A 19,082-nucleotide genomic window follows, 5' to 3' on the forward strand; every position below is an offset into this window, starting at 1 on the left:
CCTCACCTAATACGTTAAGCGGGCGCACATGCGGCGCCCTTACGCAGTAGTGTGAGACTTGGGGAAGTTACTCGCCTATATATTCCATCGTGACGCGCTGGGTAAGCTTGGTGATCAGTTCATAAGCGCTGATGCCGCTAAAGGCAGCCACCCGTTCAACCGGCAGCTCATTGCCCCACAAAACCACTTCATCACCCACCTTATCGCTGGCATCCGGCCCCAGATCGACGGAAATCATATCCATGGAGACGCGGCCGACGATCGGTACTTCACGTCCGTTCAGCCATATCGGCGTGCCAGAAGGCGCACTGCGTGGATAACCGTCGCCATAGCCCATCGCCACTACGCCCAGGCGGGTATCTCGTTCACTCACCCATAGCCCGCCGTAGCCCACCGGTTCACCAGCTCGATGCTCACGCACCGCGATCAGGCTGGATTTCAGCGTCATGGCTGGTTGCAGCCCAAAATGATCGGCGTAGGGTTCCTCCAACGGGGATACGCCATACAGGATAATCCCCGGGCGTACCCAGTCACGATGAGCCTGTGGCCACAGCAAGATCCCACCGGAAGCCGCGATCGACTTCAGGCCCGGCTTATCGTTGGCGAAATGCTCAAAGCAGCTGATTTGCTTTTCGGTGGCATCCACCAAGGGCTCGTCGGCGCGGCTGAAGTGGCTCATGATATTGACAGGCTGAACCACGTTGCGACAGGCGCTCAAACGCAGGTAGAACGCCTCTGCCTGTTCCGGACGCACGCCCAGACGATGCATACCGCTATCGAGCTTCATCCATACCGATACCGGGTGCGCCAGTTCAACCTGCTCCAGCGCTTCAAGCTGTTCGATGCTGTGAACGGCGGTTTCGATATTATTCGCCACCAGCGCGGGCAAATCTTCAGCACAGAAAAAACCTTCCAGCAGCAGGATCGGTTTAACGATGCCACCGGCACGCAGCATCAATGCTTCGCCGATACGCGCTACGCCGTAACAGTCGGCATCTTGCAAGGTATGAGCCGTTTCCAACAGGCCATGTCCATAGGCGTTGGCTTTCACCACGGCAATCAGGCGGCTTTGCGGCGCCAGGCGACGGATCTGTTGCAGGTTGTGTCGCAGGGCGCGGCGATCGATAACAGCAGTTGCCGCTTTCATTTCAATTCCTTAGCTGATTATTCGTCATCATATTGTGGCCCCGCATAGTTATCGAAGCGTGACCACTGGCCGTTAAAGGTCAGGCGTACGGTACCAATCGGGCCGTTACGCTGCTTACCCAGAATAATTTCGGCAATCCCTTTCAGATCGCTGTTCTCGTGATAAACCTCATCACGGTAGATGAACATAATCAGGTCGGCATCCTGCTCGATGGAGCCAGATTCACGCAGGTCGGAGTTAACCGGGCGCTTATCGGCGCGCTGTTCCAGGCTACGGTTCAACTGCGACAGTGCCACCACCGGCACCTGCAGCTCTTTCGCCAACGCTTTGAGCGAGCGGGAAATTTCAGCAATCTCCAAGGTACGGTTGTCGGAGAGTGACGGCACGCGCATCAACTGCAGGTAGTCGATCATGATCAGGCTGATCCCGTCATGTTCACGGAAAATACGCCGCGCGCGGGAGCGTACTTCGGTAGGCGTCAAGCCAGAGGAGTCGTCAATATACATATTGCGCTTCTCCAGCAGGATCCCCATGGTGCTCGAGATCCGCGCCCAATCCTCGTCATCCAGTTGGCCGGTACGGATACGGGTCTGATCCACGCGCGACAGCGAGGCCAGCATACGCATCATAATCTGGTTGCAGGGCATCTCCAGGCTGAAGATCAGCACCGGTTTATCCTGCGTCATCGCGGCATGTTCGCACAGGTTCATCGCGAAGGTGGTTTTACCCATTGCCGGACGGGCCGCGACGATGATCAGGTCAGACTTTTGCAGACCGGCGGTTTTCTTGTTGAGATCGTGATAGCCGGTGTCTACGCCGGTAACACCGTCGTGCGGCTGCTGATAGAGCTGTTCAATGCGGGCGACGGTATCTTCCAGAATACGTTCGATACCTTTGGGGCCTTCATCTTTGCTGGCACGGTTTTCCGCGATCTGGAATACCCGGGATTCCGCCAGATCGAGCAGATCTTCGCTACTGCGCCCTTGCGGATCGTAACCCGCATCGGCGATTTCGTTGGCGACGGAGATCATTTCACGAACTACCGCACGTTCACGCACGATGTCGGCATAGGCACCAATGTTGGCCGCACTTGGGGTGTTTTTCGATAATTCTGCCAGATAGGCAAAACCGCCCACCGTTTCCAGATCGCCCCTCTGTTCCAACGATTCGGACAGCGTGATCAGGTCGATGGGCCGGCTCATCTCCAGCAGACGCTGCATTTCGGTAAAGATCAGGCGGTGTGGACGGCTGAAGAAGTCGTTGGCGACCACGCGCTCCGCCACGTTATCCCAGCGTTCGTTATCCAGCATCAAACCGCCCAACACGGACTGCTCCGCCTCCAGCGAATGTGGCGGCATCTTCAGCCCTTCCATCTGGCGGTCTCTGGGTTCGTACGTGTTTGTCTTGTTGGTTGGTTTTTTGCCTGCCATGAAGCCTATTCTTTATTCAGTTGCGAATGGGGGTAGCTGACGCAAGAGTATACGTGATTTTCAGTCATGATTCGCTGCGCAAAAAAGGATTAATCACTGCGCAACGAGCTAGATAGTGTGGGCCGATAAGCGTAGGGTGAAAACAGCCATTTAAACGAGGTAGCGACATGTCAAAACGCATCCAATTCTCCGCCACCGGCGGCCCAGAAGTGCTGCAGTATGTTGATTTTACTCCTGTCGATCCCGCTGCGGGGGAGGTTCAGGTCGAGAACAAGGCGATCGGTATCAACTATATCGATACCTACGTACGTAGCGGCCTGTACCCACCGGCAAACTTCCCTAGCGGGTTAGGTACCGAAGCGGCTGGGGTAGTCATCAAGGTCGGGGCAGGTGTCAGCGCGGTCAAACCGGGCGATCGCGTGGTTTATGCCCAGTCCGCACTGGGTGCCTATAGCGAAGTTCACAACGTCCCGCTGGAAAAGATAGCTATCCTGCCGGATAACCTCACTTTCGAACAGGGTGCTGCCTCGTTCCTCAAAGGGTTGACCGTACATTATCTGCTGCGACAAACCTATGAGATCAAGCCAGGAGAGGTGTTCCTGTTCCATGCCGCCGCAGGGGGCGTCGGACTGATCGCCTGCCAGTGGGCCAAAGCGTTGGGTGCCAAACTGATCGGCAGCGTGGGTTCAGATGAAAAAGCAGAGCTTGCCTTGCGTGCCGGAGCCTGGGCTACCATCAATTATCGCCAGGAAAACATTGCCCAGCGCGTAGCTGAACTGACCAACGGCGAAAAGGTTAACGTGGTCTATGACTCCGTAGGGCAAAGTACCTGGCAGGACTCTTTGAACAGCCTGAAGCGCCGCGGGCTGATGGTGAGCTTTGGTAATGCCTCCGGCCCGGTTACCGGCGTCGATCTGGCGTTACTCAATCAGAAAGGCTCGCTGTACGTCACCCGCCCTTCACTCAACGGTTACATCACCAACCGCCAGGAATTGCAGTTTGCCAGTAACGAGCTGTTTTCGCTGATAGGCAGTGGTGCGATCAACGTTGACGTGAAGGAAACACAAAAGTTTGCGTTGGCAGATGCCCAGCGGGCACACCAGATCCTGGAAAGCCGCCAGACCAGCGGTTCCAGCCTGCTGATCCCTGGCCTGTAGCAGCAAAAAGAAAGGGCCTCATAAGGGGCCCTTTCTAGTTTACAGCGCTTTGTAGGGGTAGAGCAGAGTCCGCCAGAGATGGGGGTTGCTTCAAGCAACACTCTTGTCAGCTCTCGCGGTGATGAAAATGATTAGCATCACTGCTGCAGAGCCATCCTAGCAGCCTCGATAAGTAAAAAATATGATTAATGTGCCGCATTCGCATTTAAAACATCAAGCTGTGATCCCCGCCACACTGGCAAGCAATCTGCCTAGTGAGTTTCAGCGTGACTGACTGATATTTCGGCAAAAAATATTAATAGCGCCGTATCTGTGGTTTCTGCATAGAACGGTATATCCACACGCCAACCACCGCCAGGATCAGCCACGGCAGCAGTTTAAACACCATGGCAAACAGCCCGCCCAGCAGCATAAAAGCCGCGGCCACAAATAACGCAGCCATCACGCCCAGCAGTGAAATACCCGTTACCAGCAGCATGGCGACAAAGCCGATCAGAAAGAACAGTTCTAACATGGGTTGCTCCTTGGCAAAACAATAGGTCTGTCTTGTTCTTTACAAGAAACGTGCCAACTTGAAGTCAATGATAACTTATTGAAATCATATAAAAATAGCGCCACAACCGGTGGCGCCATTGGTCAAAAAAACCAACTTTTAGTCAAATTTTTTGCCGATTATGCCATTTCAGTGCGAGGTGAGCGCACCAATGCCAAAGCCTGTTCGACGGTGCGCACATCGGCCCCTGGCTTATGGGCATTTTCACTCAGATGGCGGCGCCACTGCCGCGCGCCAGGAATGCCCTGGAACAGGCCAAGAATATGGCGAGTGATGTGACCCAGATAGGTTCCGTTCGCTAGCTCGCGCTCGATGTACGGATACAGCGATTCGATAATCGCCACGCTGTCCATCACCTCGCTCTGGCGGCCGAAAATCTCGCTGTCCACCCGCGCCAGAATGCCAGGATTTTGGTACGCCTCGCGCCCCATCATCACACCGTCCAGATGCTGCAGGTGCTGTTGGGCTTCTTCCAGCGTTTTCACGCCGCCGTTGATCGCAATGGTCAACGCCGGGAAGTCACGTTTCAACTGATAAACACGCGGATAGTCCAACGGAGGGACTTCACGGTTTTCTTTCGGGCTCAGGCCGGAAAGCCAGGCTTTACGGGCATGAATGGTGAACATATCGCATTCCCCACGCCCGGCAACGGTAGAGATAAAATCGCACAGGAACTCATAGCTGTCCTGATCATCAATGCCAATACGGGTTTTTACCGTCACCGGGATCGACACCACGTCGCGCATCGCCTTGATACAGTCGGCCACCAAGGTCGCCTGCCCCATCAGACAAGCACCAAACATGCCGTTTTGTACCCGATCCGACGGGCAACCGACATTAAGGTTGATCTCGTCATAGCCACGCTGTTCCGCCAGTTTGGCACAGTGCGCCAGTGCTGCCGGATCGCTGCCCCCTAGCTGCAAAGCCACGGGGTGCTCTTCCTCGCTGTATGCCAGGTAGTCACCTTTACCGTGGATGATCGCGCCGGTGGTCACCATTTCGGTGTACAGCAGCGTTTCCTTACTCAGCAGGCGATGGAAGTAACGGCAATGGCGATCGGTCCAGTCCAGCATAGGGGCAATGGAAAAACGATTGGCGGCGTATTGGGTATTATTAATATCTTTCGTCATGCTGAGTTACTGGCTACCTGATAAGTCCGGGACTCGACAATCAGCGCGTTGTGCCGATGCCGCAAATGGCTATTATAACGGCAATCGACGGTCTTGGGGAAACCGTCGTTCATTCTGATTAGGATCTCAGAGCGGTAACGTTTTCTCTCGGCCCTATTCCAATTGTCGGATCACGCGACACGGCTGCCCAAGCGCCAACACGTTAGCCGGAATATCCTCGGTCACCACGCTGCCTGCGCCGATGGTAGTGCCATCACCAATGGTGACGCCAGGCAGGATCACCACGTTGCCGCCAATCCAGACGTTACTGCCAATCACCACCGGCTTGGCTGAGGTATGGAACGGAAAATCGGCATTGCCGGTAAACCGCTCGCTGGCCTTGAGCGGGTGGCTTGGCGTGTAGATTTGCGCGTTTGGGCCAATCAGCGTGTTATCACCAATGGTGATGGTGTTGCAGTCAAGAAACACCGCATTGACGTTGATAAAGCAATTCCTGCCAATGCTGATATGCTGGCCATAGTCGCACCAGAACGGTAATTCAATCCAGCTGTCATCACCCCATGCTGCAAACAACTCACGCAACAGACGCTGTTTCTCTTCAGACTGAGGTGAGTCCAACGCTGCGAGCTGTTTAGTCAGGCTCCTCGCCCGATGGTACATGGCAATCAGCTCATCATCACGGCTGTTATATACCTCACCACGCAGCAATTTCTCTCTTTCTGACATCCCAGGCTCCTGAAAGGTTTGACACCTTACGGGTTATACCGCCGTGCCCGAGTGGAGCCTATGACATAAAGCGGCAAATCGTGATCCACATCTCATTGTGCCTAGTCTTGCTGCGCAAAATCGCCCGATTTGCTGCGTTATCCAGGGAAAGCGGGGCAACCCTCGGCGATTACGTTGAAACATGATAAAATCGGCTTCTTTGCATAGCCGGATAATTGCCATGAACTCAACCAACCAGGAAAAGCTGCTCGCGCAGGCTGAACAACTCTGTCAGCAACGCAACGTGCGACTGACCCCGCAACGGCTGGAAGTGTTACGCCTGATGGCTGAGCAACCCGGCGCCATCAGCGCTTACGATTTGCTGGATTTACTGCGTGTGGCAGAGCCGCAGGCCAAGCCACCTACGGTCTATCGTGCACTGGATTTCTTGCTGGAACAGGGATTTATCCACCGCGTTGAATCGGCAAACAGCTATGTGCTGTGCCACCACTTCGAACAGCCAATGCATACCTCCGCCCTGTTTATCTGCGATCGCTGCGGACAGGTCACGGAGCGTACTACCGAAGGGGTGGAAGAAACCTTGCAGAAACTGGCTCAAGAATCAGGGTTTGTGCTGCGCCACAGCGTAGTGGAAGCCCACGGTCTGTGTTCTGCCTGTGTGGTGGTAGAAAATTGTGAAAACCAACACGATTGCGATCATGACCACAGCATTGTGGTAAAGAAAAAATAAGCGGATTGGGTTGCAGGAGGGAGCGGGTACATCCTTGTTCCCGTGGCCGTGGCAGGGGGGAAATCTGCCAGGCCGGATGGTGTCGTAGCGCCGCAATACTCAGCGGCTCATCGCGCTACCAACGATACTTGCTGTGTTCTTCCCAGGCTTTGACTTCTTTTTCGGCTGCCTCTTTCTGGTAGCCATAGCGTTCCTGGATTTTACCGACCAGCTGTTCGCGTTTCCCTTCGATCACGGTGATATCGTCATCGGTCAGCTTGCCCCATTTTTCCTTCACTTTACCTTTAAACTGCTTCCAGTTACCGTCGGCTTGATCTTTGTTCATAATCTCTCCGTTACTCTTGGTTGTCAGTTTTAGATAAATCTGGCTGGACTTAACTGAGTCAAATTTAAGGTTATCTAATGCGTCCGTTGCCAATTAAGCGCGGGCTTAATTCGCCAGCCACGTGATTAACTATAGTCACCCATCACGAAAAGTGCCCGAAAAGCAGCATGAAATAGGGTTAGAAAAAGTCTTAATAGCAAAAAACGCCGTTAAAACAGTAAGCAAGCGAACCAAAACAGCCCTCAGCACATGTAACTAAATGTGAATATCCATCCCGTATCATCAACTAGTCTGGCCTATCCATCGCTAATGGGGGGGATGAAAACCAGGTGCCCTGCACGCTATGACGATGCCATACCCAGCCCAAAGCCGCCCCGCGCAGTGCCAGGAATACCGCCAGAGCCAGCCATAAACCGTGGTTGCCCAATACCGGCAGGGTGAACAACGTCAGCCCGTAGCCCACTGCGGCTACCGCCATGCTGTTACGCATTTCTGCGCCACGGGTAGCGCCGATAAACATGCCATCCAGCAGGTAGCACCAAACCCCCACCAGGGGCAGCACTACCTGCCAAGGCAGATAATGATTTGCCAGCGCACGCAATTCCGGCAGCGTGGTTAAGCCCGCCACAATCTGCTGCCCGGCGAACAGATAAATAACGGCAAAACCACAGGCAACCAGGCAAGCCTGCCGACAGGCGGCACGCCATACTTTACGCAGTTGCCGCCCGTCCCGCGCACCATAGGCGTGGCCGGAATGGGCTTCCACCGCGTAGGCAAAACCATCCAGAGCATAGGCGGTAAAGGTCAGCAGATTCATCAACACCGCATTCACCGCCACCACCTCTCCGCCCATGCGGGCTCCCAGAATGGTCAACGAAGCGAAACACAGTTGCAGTAATAACGAACGCAGCATGATGTCGCGGTTAAGTGCCAGCAGGCGGCGCAGATCCCCACGCCACGCGGTTCGCAGCATTGCCAGCGAAATCCCCCGCATGCGTAGTACCCGCCATGCTAACCACAAACCCAGCAACAGCGTGGCGTACTCCGCAATCACCGTGGCAGTCGCGGCCCCCTGCACGTTCCAACCCAGCCCCATTACCAGCCAGATATCCAGCACGATGTTCAGCAGGTTACCGACAATCAACAGGATCACCGGCGCCCTCACGTATTGAACTCCCAGCAACCAACCGAGCAACACCATATTGGCCAACGCCGCCGGGGCACTCAGCCAGCGGATCTCCAAAAATAGCCTGGCCTGAACCAATACTTCCCGATCGCCCCCCACAATGGTCAGCGCCAAGGTGATCAACGGGGCTCGCAACAGCACAATCGCCAGCCCGGCCACCAGCGCCAACAATAACGGCTGCATAAATGCGCGAGCCAACCGGTAGGGATCTTGCGCACCCAGCGCCTGCGCCGTCAGCCCGGTGGTGCTCATACGCAGGAACAACAACAACATAAACAGGAAGCTGGTGGCCATTGATCCCACCGCGACCCCGCCAAGGTAGCTAGGGCTATCGAGATGACCGATAACGGCGGTATCCACCAGGCCAAGCAAGGGGACGGTAATATTGGAGAAGATCATCGGCAACGCCAGACGCCACAGAGCTTTGTCGGTGTCACTGGTGAAGGCAGAAAGCAGGCGCATGGCGATATGTTCCCGTACAAGCATGGATTTTAGCGTAGCTTAGAAATGACATCGCCCCAGAGTTGGGGCGAGGTTTGCCGTTTTAAAGGGCTGTAATACGAGGTAAAACGGTTAGATCCAGTCGCCGTTGCGGATAACACCCACCGCCAGGCCTTCGATGGTGAAGTTCTGCTGGCGCAGATCGACCACGATCGGTTGGAATTCGCTGTTTTCTGGCAGCAGTTCGACAACGTTACCGTGTTTCTTCAGGCGTTTGACCGTGACCTCGTCTTCAATGCGGGCGACGACGACCTGGCCGTTGCGTACGTCTTGAGTCTTATGCACTGCCAGCAGATCGCCATCCAGGATGCCGATGTCGCGCATCGACATGCCGCTAACGCGCAGCAGGAAATCGGCATTAGGCTTGAACAGTGAAGGGTCCACCTTATAGTGCCCTTCAATGTGCTGCTGAGCCAACAGAGGTTCACCGGCAGCCACACGGCCCACCAGAGGTAACCCCTCTTCATCTTCCATCAGCAAGCGGATACCGCGTGATGCACCGGAGATGATCTCGATAACGCCTTTGCGAGCCAGTGCTTTCAAGTGCTCTTCTGCAGCATTTGGTGAGCGGAACCCCAGGCGCATTGCGATCTCGGCACGCGTCGGTGGCATGCCCGTTTGCGAAATATGATCGCGAATCAGGTCGTAGACCTCTTGCTGTCTGGTAGTTAGTGCTTTCATTCCGCCCCCTGTTTGTTTATACAGTCTTGCTGTGAGTATATACAGCTAAGTCTGGATTGGGAACCGAAGAATAAATAAAAATCAGCAGGTAGCGAGCGTGATCGCAACGATACCCGCTGGTTTTCACGCCAAATGCTGCCAAAGTACCGAAGCCCAAACGAACAGCGCCAGAATGATTGCCAGCGATACCGCCGCCGAGCCCATATCTTTGGCCCGCCCGGAAAGCTCGTGATATTCCGTCCCCACGCGATCGACAACGGCCTCAATCGCACTGTTGAGGATTTCGACAATCATCACCAGCAGCACCGAGCCGATCAACAAGATGCGCGCTATCGCTCCCACATCCAGCCAAACCGCCACGATGATAGCCACCACGGTCGCCACCAGTTCCTGACGGAATGCGGCTTCGTTCTGCCAGGCAGCGGTTAAACCTTTATAGGAATAGCCTGCCGCTTTAATGATACGCGTCAGGCCAGTTGCTTGATTTGCCATAGTTAAGAACGCCTTTCTCCAAGATGGATCATGTACCCGTCGTGTTGCAGCCGCAACGTTCCAGACAGATTTGCCAGCCCAATCACATTTTTATCGCAGCGCAGTATACAGCAAGGTTGGAATACCTTAATCACCTAGCTATGTCGTACCATTGCCGCGAGCGCATGAGTGCGCTAGAGCGGCCAATTTGATATCCATCAGGTATAATTCAACTATGTACTTCCATTGCCGTGAACGGCCGTGGATTTCCCAACGCCACAGATCTGCTACCCGGTTTCTGGTATGCTTGCGGCGAATTGCTAACAAGAGGCTTCACGTTGTCATGTCAGGTTGGCGTAAAATCTATTATAAGATATTGAACTTACCACTAAAAATGTTGGTAAGAAGTAAGGTTATCCCAACAGATCCGGTCACGGAGTTAGGGTTGGATCCCTCACGACCGATTTTGTATGTTTTACCTTATAATTCCAAGGCGGATTTACTCACCTTGCGCACCCAGTGTCTGGCGCAAGATCTGCCCGATCCCCTTAACCCGTTGGAAATCGATGGCACCGTGCTGCCAAGCTACGTGTTTATCCATTATGGCCCACGCGTATTCCGCTATTACACTCCCAAAGAAGAATCGGTAAAACTGTTCCACGATTATCTGGATCTGCACCGCAGCAACCCGGATCTCGATATTCAGATGTTGCCGGTATCGGTGATGTTTGGCCGCTCCCCTGGGCGCGAAGGTCACGGCACGCCGCACCTGCGCCTGCTAAACGGCGTACAGAAGTTCTTCGCTGTACTGTGGCTGGGGCGTGACAGCTTTGTCCGTTTCTCCAACACCGTGTCGCTACGCCGGATGGCGACAGAGCACGGCACCGATAAGACCATCGCGCAAAAACTGGCCCGTGTCGCACGTATGCACTTTGCACGCCAGCGCCTGGCCGCCGTTGGGCCAAGCCTGCCAGCCCGTCAGGATCTGTTCAACAAGCTGCTGGCCTCCAAGGCGATTGAAAAAGCGATCGAAGATGAAGCGCGCAGCAAAAAGATCTCCCACGAAAAGGCCCAGCAGAACGCAATTGCGCTGATGGAAGAGATTGCCGCCGATTTCTCCTATGAAACGGTGCGCCTGTCCGACCGCGTGTTGAGCTGGACCTGGAACCGGCTGTATCAGGGTATCAACGTCACCAACGCCGAGCGTGTGCGTCAGCTGGCGCAGGATGGTCACGAGATCGTCTATGTGCCGTGTCACCGTAGCCATATGGACTATCTGCTGCTGTCCTATGTGCTCTACCATCAAGGGCTGGTGCCACCGCATATCGCAGCGGGTATTAACCTGAACTTCTGGCCTGCCGGGCCGATCTTCCGTCGCCTGGGCGCATTCTTTATTCGCCGCACCTTCAAGGGCAACAAACTCTATTCAACCGTGTTTCGTGAATACCTCGGTGAGCTGTTCACCCGTGGTTACTCGGTAGAATACTTTGTTGAAGGCGGGCGTTCCCGTACCGGCCGCCTGCTGGAACCGAAAACCGGCACCCTGTCGATGACCATCCAGGCCATGCTGCGTGGCGGTACACGTCCGATCACCCTGGTGCCGATTTATATCGGTTACGAGCACGTGATGGAAGTAGGTACTTACGCCAAAGAGCTGCGTGGCGCGACCAAAGAGAAAGAGAGCCTGCTGCAAATGGTGCGTGGCTTGCGCAAGCTACGCAACCTCGGCCAGGGCTACGTAAACTTTGGTGAACCGCTGCCGTTGACTACGTACCTGAACCACAACGTCCCGCATTGGCGTGAGTCTATCGACCCGATCGAAGCACAGCGCCCAAGCTGGCTGACGCCTGCGGTCAACGATCTGGCGGCTCAGATCATGGTGCGTATCAACAACGCTGCCGCCGCCAACGCCATGAACCTGTGTTCCACCGCGCTGTTGGCCTCACGCCAACGTTCGCTGACCCGTGAGCAGTTGCTTGAGCAGTTGGAATGCTACTTACAGTTAATGCGTAACGTGCCGTATGCACCGGACGCCACCGTACCCGCGCAAACGCCAGACCAGTTGCTGGATCACGCTTTAAACATGAACAAGTTTGAAGTGGAGAAGGACAACATCGGCGACATCATCATTCTGCCGCGCGAGCAAGCGGTGCTGATGACGTACTATCGCAACAATATCCATCATATGTTGGTACTGCCTTCGTTGATCGCCTCTATCGTGATGCATCACCGCCGCGTGTCGCGCGTTGAGCTGTTGCGTCAGGTCAGCCTGATCTATCCGATGCTGAAGGCCGAGCTGTTCCTGCGTTACGACAAAGAACAGCTAGCCGAAGTGCTGCAACCGCTGATCGAAGAGTTGATACGCCAGCAGCTGATTTGTAGCAAAGGCGATGAGCTGGTGCTGAACCCTGCGCGCATCCGTCCGTTGCAGCTGTTGGCCGCCGGGGTGCGTGAAACCCTGCAACGCTATGCCATCACCATGTCGATCCTCAGCGCCAACCCAAGTATCAACCGGGGTGCCCTGGAGAAAGAGAGCCGCATTATGGCCCAGCGTTTGTCGGTGCTGCACGGCATCAACGCGCCGGAATTCTTCGATAAGGCGGTGTTCTCCACCTTGGTGGCGACGCTGCGTGAAGAAGGCTTTATCAATGATATTGGCGATGCGATCCGCGAGCACACCATGGAGGTTTACACCATGTTGAGCGATCTGATCACCCCGGAAATCAAGCTGACCATCGAAAGCGTCAGCATGCCGGAAGAAACCAATACCCCAGCGCTGGCGGCTGAAGTCGTAAAAGAAGACGAGTAACTTGCAGGCCAGTTACCACGAAAAAGGCATCCGTTAATGGATGCCTTTTTACTTTTTGCGTTGGGCAAATCACACGTAGCTAAGCGCAATACCGATGAACAACACCAAGCCGACGTAGTTGTTATTCAGGAAGGCACGGAAGCAGGCATCGCGATCGCGGCCAGCCACCTGCTTTTGCTGATGGATAAACAACGCCCCGGCCAGCAACAGCGACCAGTAAAACGCGCCCCCTAACTGCATCAGATAACCTACCCACAACATCAGTAACAGCGTAGCAAACTGCAACAGCCCGACAATCAGCTTGTCATGGCGGCCAAACAGCACCGCGGTGGATTTGATCCCAATCTTCACATCGTCATCACGATCGACCATGGCATACAAGGTATCGTAAGCCACCGTCCAGCAGATATTGGCCAGAAACAGCAACCAGCAGCTCAGTGGCAGCGACTCGCTGACAGCGGCATAGGCCATCGGGATCGACCAGCCAAACGCCGCCCCCAGCACCACCTGAGGCAAATTGGTCACCCGCTTCATAAACGGGTAAACCCAGGCCAGCGCCAGAGCCGCCAGCGACAGCCAGATGGTCATCACATTCAACGTCAGCACCAGCGCAAAGGAAACCAGCACCAGCGAGACAAACAGGATCTTGGCCTCTTTTTCGCTGACGCGGCCGCTCGGCATCGGGCGGCCTGCGGTGCGTTTCACATGCCCATCGAAAGCGCGATCGGCATAGTCATTCACCACGCAACCCGCAGCACGCATCAGGAAAACGCCAAGCACAAATACCAGCAATACCGACGGCGAAGGAACTCCCCCCCCTGCCAACCACAATGCCCACAGGGTGGGCCACAGCAACAATAGCGTGCCAATCGGCTTATCGATGCGCATCAGATGGCAATAGGCCTGCCATTTGCTTTGAATCACGCTCCCTTCCAAAGTTCTTTCTCCCCTAATTATGCCGGAGTGCCCTTTTCCACCGCATACAGTGGAGAGGCCGGTAGAAACAGTTCCGTCAGTAACAATGGTTTTCCCGCCAGACGGAGGCGAGAACGCCGCGCCCACAGATCCTTCTGCTGGCCAACATGGATATAATCACGAGTCAGGCTTTCACTGCTGAACAGATAACGGCCCAGTGGCAACGTCCCCAGATCGACCAGTGCCAGATCCGGCCCGGTCAGTGTTTCCTGTGGGATCACCGTACGCCCCAGCAGCCAAGGCTCGCCGTCACCCAGTAAAACGATCTCTCGCAGCCAATAGCGCTCGCTGTGTGGCAGATGAACCGCCTCTTCGGCAAGCTGGTCACGAGTGATGAAGCATTCACGCTGTGGTTCTACCTGCACACGGCCACAATGGCGCTCAAAACGGCGGGTCATGGAACCTAACTCTATCAGCCAATCGCTAACGGCGGCAGGTATTGAGGAATGTTCAGACAGCCACTCAATAGGCGGCAGGATAGGCTCCCTAATGTCAGACATTATGCTACTCCAGGCCGGAGGCTGCGTGCCGCGCCAAGCCATACAAACTGTTAACAGAAATCCATTGTAACGCAGAAATGCAAAAGCGGCAGGCAGATTCGTGACGTAACGCATCCCCCATTATCAGGGGGTAAACGGCAGGCTGTCGTAGTGGAAGATGTCATAACGCGAGAGAGTTCGTACTGTTGGCGCCACGCTGTCCCCCTCTGCTCGGTATCAGTGGGGAAACGCGGGTGGGCAGATGAAAAAAGGTGCGCCGAAACGCACCAATCATCAAGCCAGCATCGGTAGCGTGGGGGATTACCCCTTGCCTTTCACGCTGCCAATAAACGTTTCACGAGCGGTGGTGGAACCCAGTTTTTCGGCCTCATTCATCAGTTTCAGCGCCTTATCGATATCGCCCGCCTTGACCGCCTGTTTGATGCCGTTATTGAAGTAAGCCTCGGTGTCATTGAGCATCGGTTCTGCCGGTGCGCTGGCAACCGGTGCTGGAGCCGCAACTGCCGGAGCGGTGGCACCCACCACGACCGGTGGCGTTGCCGGAGCCGATTGCAGCATGCCAATCATGATGTTGCTGGCCCCTTGTTCTGCCGTCACCTTCAGCTTCAACGTGCCGCCAGTGCTGTGGCTGGCGATCGGATCCGGGATGTCCGGTACCGCGTTACCCACCCCTTGGGCGTAGGCTTTGGCCGGGTTGGTCAGGATGGTGGTTTTAGCCAGATCCTGCTGGGTGGTGTACACCAACAGATAGATCTGTTTTTGCCCCAGCGCAGGGGTCAGTTTCAATGTGCCCTCCAACCGATCGGCAGACATCACGCCCGGTGGCTGGTAAGCGAAATAGCTGCTCGGATAATAGGCCGCCGGGCGCATATGTTCATCCAGCACCAATACGCTTGGGGCATAGATTGAGTTTTTATTGGCCAGACTGCTCAGTTGGATTTCCAGCGATCCCCGATCGGCCGGCAGCGCAAATGCAGCAACGGCTCCTTGGATCTGGCCTTGGTTGATCTGTGGGCTGACATTATTGAGTTGGACATCCTGGGTCACCGGCGGTACCAACGGCTGCCAAGGCAAACTTTGCAGGGTAGTGGCACTGATGGCCGGTGCGACAGAAACGTTGGCCGGAGTATCGGCATAGGTCGCCAGCGGTGCGCCGACGGTCAACGCCAGAGACAGGCAGAGTGACAGTAGATTTTTTTTCATTGTTATACCCTCTCGCTTTGAGCGTGTATCCCGGCAGCGGGCAGGCAAGCGCACTACTGCCGGTTAAACGGTAAGAGGGAGGGTGTACAGACGCCCTCCCGTCAAGCCAGTATTACCACCAGATTTCCATCTGGGCACCGAAGGTGACTTCGCTGTCTTTACCACGGCTGAAGGTATGCATGCTGGTATCGTTATAAGCCGTACCTGCGTTGTAGCCCGCACCGGAATCGTTGTTTGCGTAGCCCCACTTCTCATCCCAGTTGGCGTAGGTCGCGAAGACACGGATCGCCGGACGTGACCAGATGCTGTTACCCGCTTGCCACTGTTGTGCCAAGGTGACTTTGTATTGGCCGTTGCGATCGCCAGTACGTTGAGACTTCACGTTGTCGTAGCCAACTTCCATCAAGGTGCTCATGATTGGCGTCCATTTGTACATTGGGCGCACGCCCACGGTGTACCAGGTGGTGCCGTTGTCATTGTCGCGGTTAACGTCCTGATACATGGCAACATACATCATTGCCCAATCATCGTTGAAGTCGATGGCACCGTGATCCAGCACGCGGATCATCTTGCCGTTGTTATCAATGGAAGAACCTTGGCTGCGGCCGTTGTTCTGCGCAGTCATGGAATCGGTGGCGTACTGTACCGTGAATTTGTTGAAGCCGCCCAGGATGCTCTGGGTATGTTCCGCGGTAAACATCCAACCGTCTTTGCTTGCCCCGTCGACCAGGTGGTAACCGTCTTGCTCATTGGCACGGCCATAATCCACACCCAGTTCCAACGTACCGCCAGGATTCAGCTCAAGGCCAGCCAAACGCAGGTCGTAGGTATCGTTGACGGTTGGACGCTCGTCACGTTGATTGTCGATATAACCTAAGGAACCACCGGATTCGGTGTTACGGGTCACGGCAGCAGACAGCTTGCCGAAGCCCAGGTCGATATTTTCCAGACCGGCACCAGGACCTGAGATGTCCCAGTAGTAGAAGTCGATCATATGGACGTCATGACGTTGATAGAAGCGCTTACCGGCCCACATGTTGGCACCTGGCAACGCGTCGATCAGGTTTTTACCCTGCACGTTCACTTCACGGAAGGCCGGATTGGTCGATTCCCAATCAGACTGTTGCGACACGGAATAGGCCACGTTGGTGTCGAAGTAGAAGCTCTTGTCGCCCTCTTTCCACACTTCCTGGCCCAGTTTCAGTTCCGCATAGGTTTCACATTCGTTACCCAGACGGTACTTACTGCTGGCACCGGTGGTCTGGAAACACTGTTGCTCACCGCCGCTCCCGGTCCAACCGATACCGGAACGTGCGTAGCCGTGGAAATCCACCGCCATCGCTGATGAGGATAAGACACCGGCGGCGACAGCCAGAGTCAGAGGAAGTTTGCGCAGAGTAGTCATCATTATTCTCCTGTTATACAGACCTTGATGCTTTAAACACCCGGTTCCTGATGCAGCCGTTTACACGCCGTCCCGTCCTCGCGGAACAGGTGGCAACGGTGTGGCGGCAGGCCGATGGCGAATGTTGCACCTTCTTCTACCAGCACCACGTCGTTCTGGCGGTAAACCAGGTTTTGACGAATTGCCGGAATTTGGATATGGATTTGCGTCTCGTTGCCGAGCTGCTCCACCACCTGTACTTCACCCATCAATGTCACTTCAGACTCGGAACTCGGTAACAGATGTTCTGGGCGGATCCCCAACGACAGGTTGGCCCCAACCTCAATGCCCTCTCCCTCAACCGGCAGCCATACCAATTGGCGATTGGGCATCGGCAGTTCGATCTGTACCCGCAGTGCTTCCACACCGGTCACTTTCACCGGCAGGAAATTCATTTTTGGCGAGCCGATAAAGCCCGCGACAAAGCGGTTGGCCGGGTAGTGATAGAGTTCCAGCGGCTTACCGATCTGGGCTACACGCCCGGCGTCCAGCACCACGATTTTGTCGGCCAGCGTCATCGCTTCGACCTGATCGTGAGTGACGTAAATCATGGTGCGCTGCAGCCGCTTGTGCAGACGTGAGATCTCAATGCGCATCTGCACCCGCAGTGCGGCATCCAGGTTGGAAAGCGGTTCGTCCAGCAGGAACACATCCGGCTCAGCCACCAGCGTACGGCCAATCGCCACACGCTGACGCTGCCCACCGGACAGGGCTTTTGGGCGTCGGTCCAGCAAATGCGCTAATTGCAGCACTTCAGACACCTGATTAACCCGCTGATTGATTTCCGCTTTTTTAGCCCCGGCCAGCTTCAGGCCAAACGACATGTTGTCGGCCACGGACAGATGCGGATACAGCGCGTAAGACTGGAACACCATGCCGATACCGCGCTCGGAAGGCGGCACCTCATTCATCCGTTTCTCACCGATGAACAGATCGCCAGAGGTAATATCCTCAAGCCCGGCGATCATGCGCAGCAGCGTTGATTTACCGCAGCCGGATGGCCCGACAAACACCACAAACTCGCCGTCATCGATAGTCAGATTGACGTCTTTGGAAATCACGACCTCGCCGAAGGCCTTATAAACGCTGCGCAGTGTGACACTAGCCATGCGTTACTCCCCTGCTTTCGCAGTTAACATTTCGTGTGAAGATGGCGGAACCGAAGCCCGCCAAGACCCATTGATGACCCTCTTGCTGCGCACCGTACTGCCATGCCATAGGCTTGGTCGCCTCAGCCGGTGCAGCCGGCTGAGTATAAGGCTGTAGGTTGATCAGCGCTTCAAGGCATTGATCCTGATGGGTAATAAGTAAGCGAATAACGCCATTTTCCTGGCTGATCTGGTTCAGAACACCACATTGGATCACCGGGTGCTGACGCAGAGCCAACAGGGCCTGGCAGTAACGTAAGGTTGAATGGTGGTCGTGTTGCTGGCGGCTGATGGCCAGCGCACGGTGTTCTATCGCCACCTGTTGATACCAATGGATCTCTCCTGCGGTGACCTGCTCCGGCGCTTCATGCCAAGGCATCGGGGTTTGTGCCCCCTGCGGTTCTTGCAGATCCGCCGCGTGTGGCAAGCCCAGCTCTTCGCCCTGATACAAGCAGATAGGTGCGGGCAGTAATGCCAACAGGGTCAGGAAAGCCTGTGCAGAACGCAGATCGCCTTGCCCCCAATGGCTGACCACTCGCGGCTGATCGATTTCGCCGGTGCTCCAGACTTTTTCGCCCAGTTGGTGACGATGGGTATGCAACACCTCCACCAGCTTTTCGCAGCTGAACGGCACCACTTCCAGCGCCAACGCGCTGCGGACATAGTGCTGTTCGGGAACGGCACTGCGGCAGATACGCTGAGAGCCTTCACTGTGCCAAAGTGCCAGCCCGTGCCCGGCGACTTCCGCTCCAGCCTCTGGCGATAACGCCTGCGGCAATAACAGCCCGTCCACCGCCAGTGCTTTCAGATAGGGCAGCGCCGCCATCATGCCGTGCATGTCGCCCACACCATCGCCGTTTCCATCGCGGAAACTGACCGGATGGATCCGGTACAGCGTGGGGTGAGTGGCGGTACGCACTGGTGACATAGGTCCGGGTTCCTGCAGCGTTAGGCGGTAAAAATCAA

The 19,082-nt window shown here is 55.5% G+C and carries 18 protein-coding genes; 3 read left to right on the forward strand and 15 right to left on the reverse strand.

All coding sequences use genetic code 11. From position 1 onward, the window contains the following. Positions 1-67: 67 nt before the first annotated feature. Both alr and dnaB read right to left on the reverse strand, forming a co-directional pair. Positions 68-1,147: an alanine racemase gene (gene alr / locus ACMV5H_RS10620; protein ID WP_414821805.1), complete on the reverse strand. Its 1,080-nt coding sequence runs from the start codon at positions 1,145-1,147 to the stop codon at positions 68-70. A 17-nt stretch (positions 1,148-1,164) separates the two neighbouring features. After that, entirely contained in the window at positions 1,165-2,577 is a 1,413-nt protein-coding gene (dnaB, locus tag ACMV5H_RS10625) for a replicative DNA helicase (protein ID WP_024483977.1), read from the reverse strand. A gap of 167 nt (positions 2,578-2,744) precedes the next feature. On the opposite strand from dnaB, the gene ACMV5H_RS10630 reads away from it, so the two are divergent. Beyond that, a complete protein-coding gene (locus ACMV5H_RS10630; protein WP_059199026.1) occupies positions 2,745-3,734 on the forward strand; it encodes a quinone oxidoreductase in 990 nt (329 codons plus the stop codon). 295 nt (positions 3,735-4,029) lie between these two features. Here the strand turns inward: ACMV5H_RS10630 and pspG are convergent, their stop codons facing one another. The 3 genes from pspG to ACMV5H_RS10645 all read right to left on the reverse strand — a co-directional run bounded on the left by pspG (position 4,030) and on the right by ACMV5H_RS10645 (position 6,143). Continuing rightward, the gene (gene pspG, locus ACMV5H_RS10635) at positions 4,030-4,248 is read right to left on the reverse strand and encodes an envelope stress response protein PspG (protein WP_021180810.1); all 219 of its coding nucleotides are present in this window, start codon (positions 4,246-4,248) and stop codon (positions 4,030-4,032) included. A gap of 158 nt (positions 4,249-4,406) precedes the next feature. Further along, positions 4,407-5,417, reverse strand: coding sequence for a tRNA dihydrouridine(20/20a) synthase DusA (gene dusA, locus ACMV5H_RS10640; protein ID WP_024528008.1), 1,011 nt, complete (start codon positions 5,415-5,417; stop codon positions 4,407-4,409). A 153-nt stretch (positions 5,418-5,570) separates the two neighbouring features. Then, entirely contained in the window at positions 5,571-6,143 is a 573-nt protein-coding gene (locus tag ACMV5H_RS10645) for a sugar O-acetyltransferase (RefSeq protein WP_059199028.1), read from the reverse strand. A gap of 220 nt (positions 6,144-6,363) precedes the next feature. On the opposite strand from ACMV5H_RS10645, the gene zur reads away from it, so the two are divergent. Next, positions 6,364-6,873, forward strand: coding sequence for a zinc uptake transcriptional repressor Zur (gene zur, locus ACMV5H_RS10650; RefSeq protein ID WP_024483981.1), 510 nt, complete (start codon positions 6,364-6,366; stop codon positions 6,871-6,873). Positions 6,874-6,988: 115 nt separating this feature from the next. On the opposite strand, the gene ACMV5H_RS10655 is transcribed toward zur, so the two are convergent. The 4 genes from ACMV5H_RS10655 to ACMV5H_RS10670 all read right to left on the reverse strand — a co-directional run bounded on the left by ACMV5H_RS10655 (position 6,989) and on the right by ACMV5H_RS10670 (position 10,058). Continuing rightward, positions 6,989-7,198, reverse strand: coding sequence for a CsbD family protein (locus ACMV5H_RS10655; protein ID WP_024483982.1), 210 nt, complete (start codon positions 7,196-7,198; stop codon positions 6,989-6,991). 286 nt (positions 7,199-7,484) lie between these two features. Further along, positions 7,485-8,846: an MATE family efflux transporter DinF gene (gene dinF / locus ACMV5H_RS10660; protein WP_414821806.1), complete on the reverse strand. Its 1,362-nt coding sequence runs from the start codon at positions 8,844-8,846 to the stop codon at positions 7,485-7,487. Positions 8,847-8,957: 111 nt separating this feature from the next. Further along, positions 8,958-9,566, reverse strand: coding sequence for a transcriptional repressor LexA (gene lexA, locus ACMV5H_RS10665; protein WP_021180815.1), 609 nt, complete (start codon positions 9,564-9,566; stop codon positions 8,958-8,960). A 123-nt stretch (positions 9,567-9,689) separates the two neighbouring features. Continuing rightward, a complete protein-coding gene (locus ACMV5H_RS10670) occupies positions 9,690-10,058 on the reverse strand; it encodes a diacylglycerol kinase (protein WP_021180816.1) in 369 nt (122 codons plus the stop codon). A 322-nt stretch (positions 10,059-10,380) separates the two neighbouring features. Here ACMV5H_RS10670 and plsB point away from each other — a divergent pair, with 322 nt between their 5' ends. After that, positions 10,381-12,846, forward strand: a complete 2,466-nt coding sequence (gene plsB / locus ACMV5H_RS10675) for a glycerol-3-phosphate 1-O-acyltransferase PlsB (RefSeq protein ID WP_414821807.1) — start codon at positions 10,381-10,383, stop codon at positions 12,844-12,846. Positions 12,847-12,915: 69 nt separating this feature from the next. On the opposite strand, the gene ubiA is transcribed toward plsB, so the two are convergent. From ubiA to ACMV5H_RS10705, 6 genes are all read right to left on the reverse strand, one after another. Continuing rightward, positions 12,916-13,782 carry a 4-hydroxybenzoate octaprenyltransferase gene (gene ubiA, locus ACMV5H_RS10680; RefSeq protein WP_414821808.1) on the reverse strand — a complete coding sequence of 289 codons (867 nt, stop codon included), beginning with the start codon at positions 13,780-13,782 and terminating at the stop codon, positions 12,916-12,918. Positions 13,783-13,799: 17 nt separating this feature from the next. Next, on the reverse strand, positions 13,800-14,321 hold the full coding sequence (gene ubiC, locus ACMV5H_RS10685) for a chorismate lyase (RefSeq protein ID WP_414821809.1): 522 nt from the start codon (positions 14,319-14,321) through the stop codon (positions 13,800-13,802). Between the two features lie 300 nt (positions 14,322-14,621). After that, on the reverse strand, positions 14,622-15,524 hold the full coding sequence (gene malM, locus ACMV5H_RS10690) for a maltose operon protein MalM (protein WP_094982846.1): 903 nt from the start codon (positions 15,522-15,524) through the stop codon (positions 14,622-14,624). Positions 15,525-15,636: 112 nt separating this feature from the next. Next, positions 15,637-16,932: a maltoporin gene (locus ACMV5H_RS10695; protein ID WP_141234374.1), complete on the reverse strand. Its 1,296-nt coding sequence runs from the start codon at positions 16,930-16,932 to the stop codon at positions 15,637-15,639. A 29-nt stretch (positions 16,933-16,961) separates the two neighbouring features. Beyond that, positions 16,962-18,077, reverse strand: coding sequence for a maltose/maltodextrin ABC transporter ATP-binding protein MalK (gene malK / locus ACMV5H_RS10700; protein ID WP_059199032.1), 1,116 nt, complete (start codon positions 18,075-18,077; stop codon positions 16,962-16,964). Next, positions 18,070-19,044 (reverse strand): alpha-amylase family glycosyl hydrolase, encoded by a 975-nt coding sequence (locus tag ACMV5H_RS10705; protein ID WP_414821810.1) that lies wholly within the window; start codon positions 19,042-19,044, stop codon positions 18,070-18,072. Before ACMV5H_RS10705 ends, malK begins: the two co-directional genes overlap by 8 nt. Positions 19,045-19,082 lie beyond the last annotated feature (38 nt).

This window comes from Serratia sp. N21D137, assembly GCF_047530005.1.
Classification (GTDB): Bacteria; Pseudomonadota; Gammaproteobacteria; order Enterobacterales; family Enterobacteriaceae; genus Chania; species Chania fonticola_B.

Excerpts from the sequence above, each read along its gene's own strand:
- alr (WP_414821805.1), bottom strand. The coding sequence starts at position 1,147 with ATGAAAGCGGCAACTGCTGTTATCGATCGCCGCGCCCTGCGACACAAC.
- dnaB (WP_024483977.1), bottom strand. The coding sequence starts at position 2,577 with ATGGCAGGCAAAAAACCAACCAACAAGACAAACACGTACGAACCCAGA.
- ACMV5H_RS10630 (WP_059199026.1), top strand. The coding sequence starts at position 2,745 with ATGTCAAAACGCATCCAATTCTCCGCCACCGGCGGCCCAGAAGTGCTG.
- pspG (WP_021180810.1), bottom strand. The coding sequence starts at position 4,248 with ATGTTAGAACTGTTCTTTCTGATCGGCTTTGTCGCCATGCTGCTGGTA.
- dusA (WP_024528008.1), bottom strand. The coding sequence starts at position 5,417 with ATGACGAAAGATATTAATAATACCCAATACGCCGCCAATCGTTTTTCC.
- ACMV5H_RS10645 (WP_059199028.1), bottom strand. The coding sequence starts at position 6,143 with ATGTCAGAAAGAGAGAAATTGCTGCGTGGTGAGGTATATAACAGCCGT.
- zur (WP_024483981.1), top strand. The coding sequence starts at position 6,364 with ATGAACTCAACCAACCAGGAAAAGCTGCTCGCGCAGGCTGAACAACTC.
- ACMV5H_RS10655 (WP_024483982.1), bottom strand. The coding sequence starts at position 7,198 with ATGAACAAAGATCAAGCCGACGGTAACTGGAAGCAGTTTAAAGGTAAA.
- dinF (WP_414821806.1), bottom strand. The coding sequence starts at position 8,846 with ATGCGCCTGCTTTCTGCCTTCACCAGTGACACCGACAAAGCTCTGTGG.
- lexA (WP_021180815.1), bottom strand. The coding sequence starts at position 9,566 with ATGAAAGCACTAACTACCAGACAGCAAGAGGTCTACGACCTGATTCGC.
- ACMV5H_RS10670 (WP_021180816.1), bottom strand. The coding sequence starts at position 10,058 with ATGGCAAATCAAGCAACTGGCCTGACGCGTATCATTAAAGCGGCAGGC.
- plsB (WP_414821807.1), top strand. The coding sequence starts at position 10,381 with ATGTCAGGTTGGCGTAAAATCTATTATAAGATATTGAACTTACCACTA.
- ubiC (WP_414821809.1), bottom strand. The coding sequence starts at position 14,321 with ATGTCTGACATTAGGGAGCCTATCCTGCCGCCTATTGAGTGGCTGTCT.
- malM (WP_094982846.1), bottom strand. The coding sequence starts at position 15,524 with ATGAAAAAAAATCTACTGTCACTCTGCCTGTCTCTGGCGTTGACCGTC.
- ACMV5H_RS10695 (WP_141234374.1), bottom strand. The coding sequence starts at position 16,932 with ATGATGACTACTCTGCGCAAACTTCCTCTGACTCTGGCTGTCGCCGCC.
- malK (WP_059199032.1), bottom strand. The coding sequence starts at position 18,077 with ATGGCTAGTGTCACACTGCGCAGCGTTTATAAGGCCTTCGGCGAGGTC.
- ACMV5H_RS10705 (WP_414821810.1), bottom strand. The coding sequence starts at position 19,044 with ATGTCACCAGTGCGTACCGCCACTCACCCCACGCTGTACCGGATCCAT.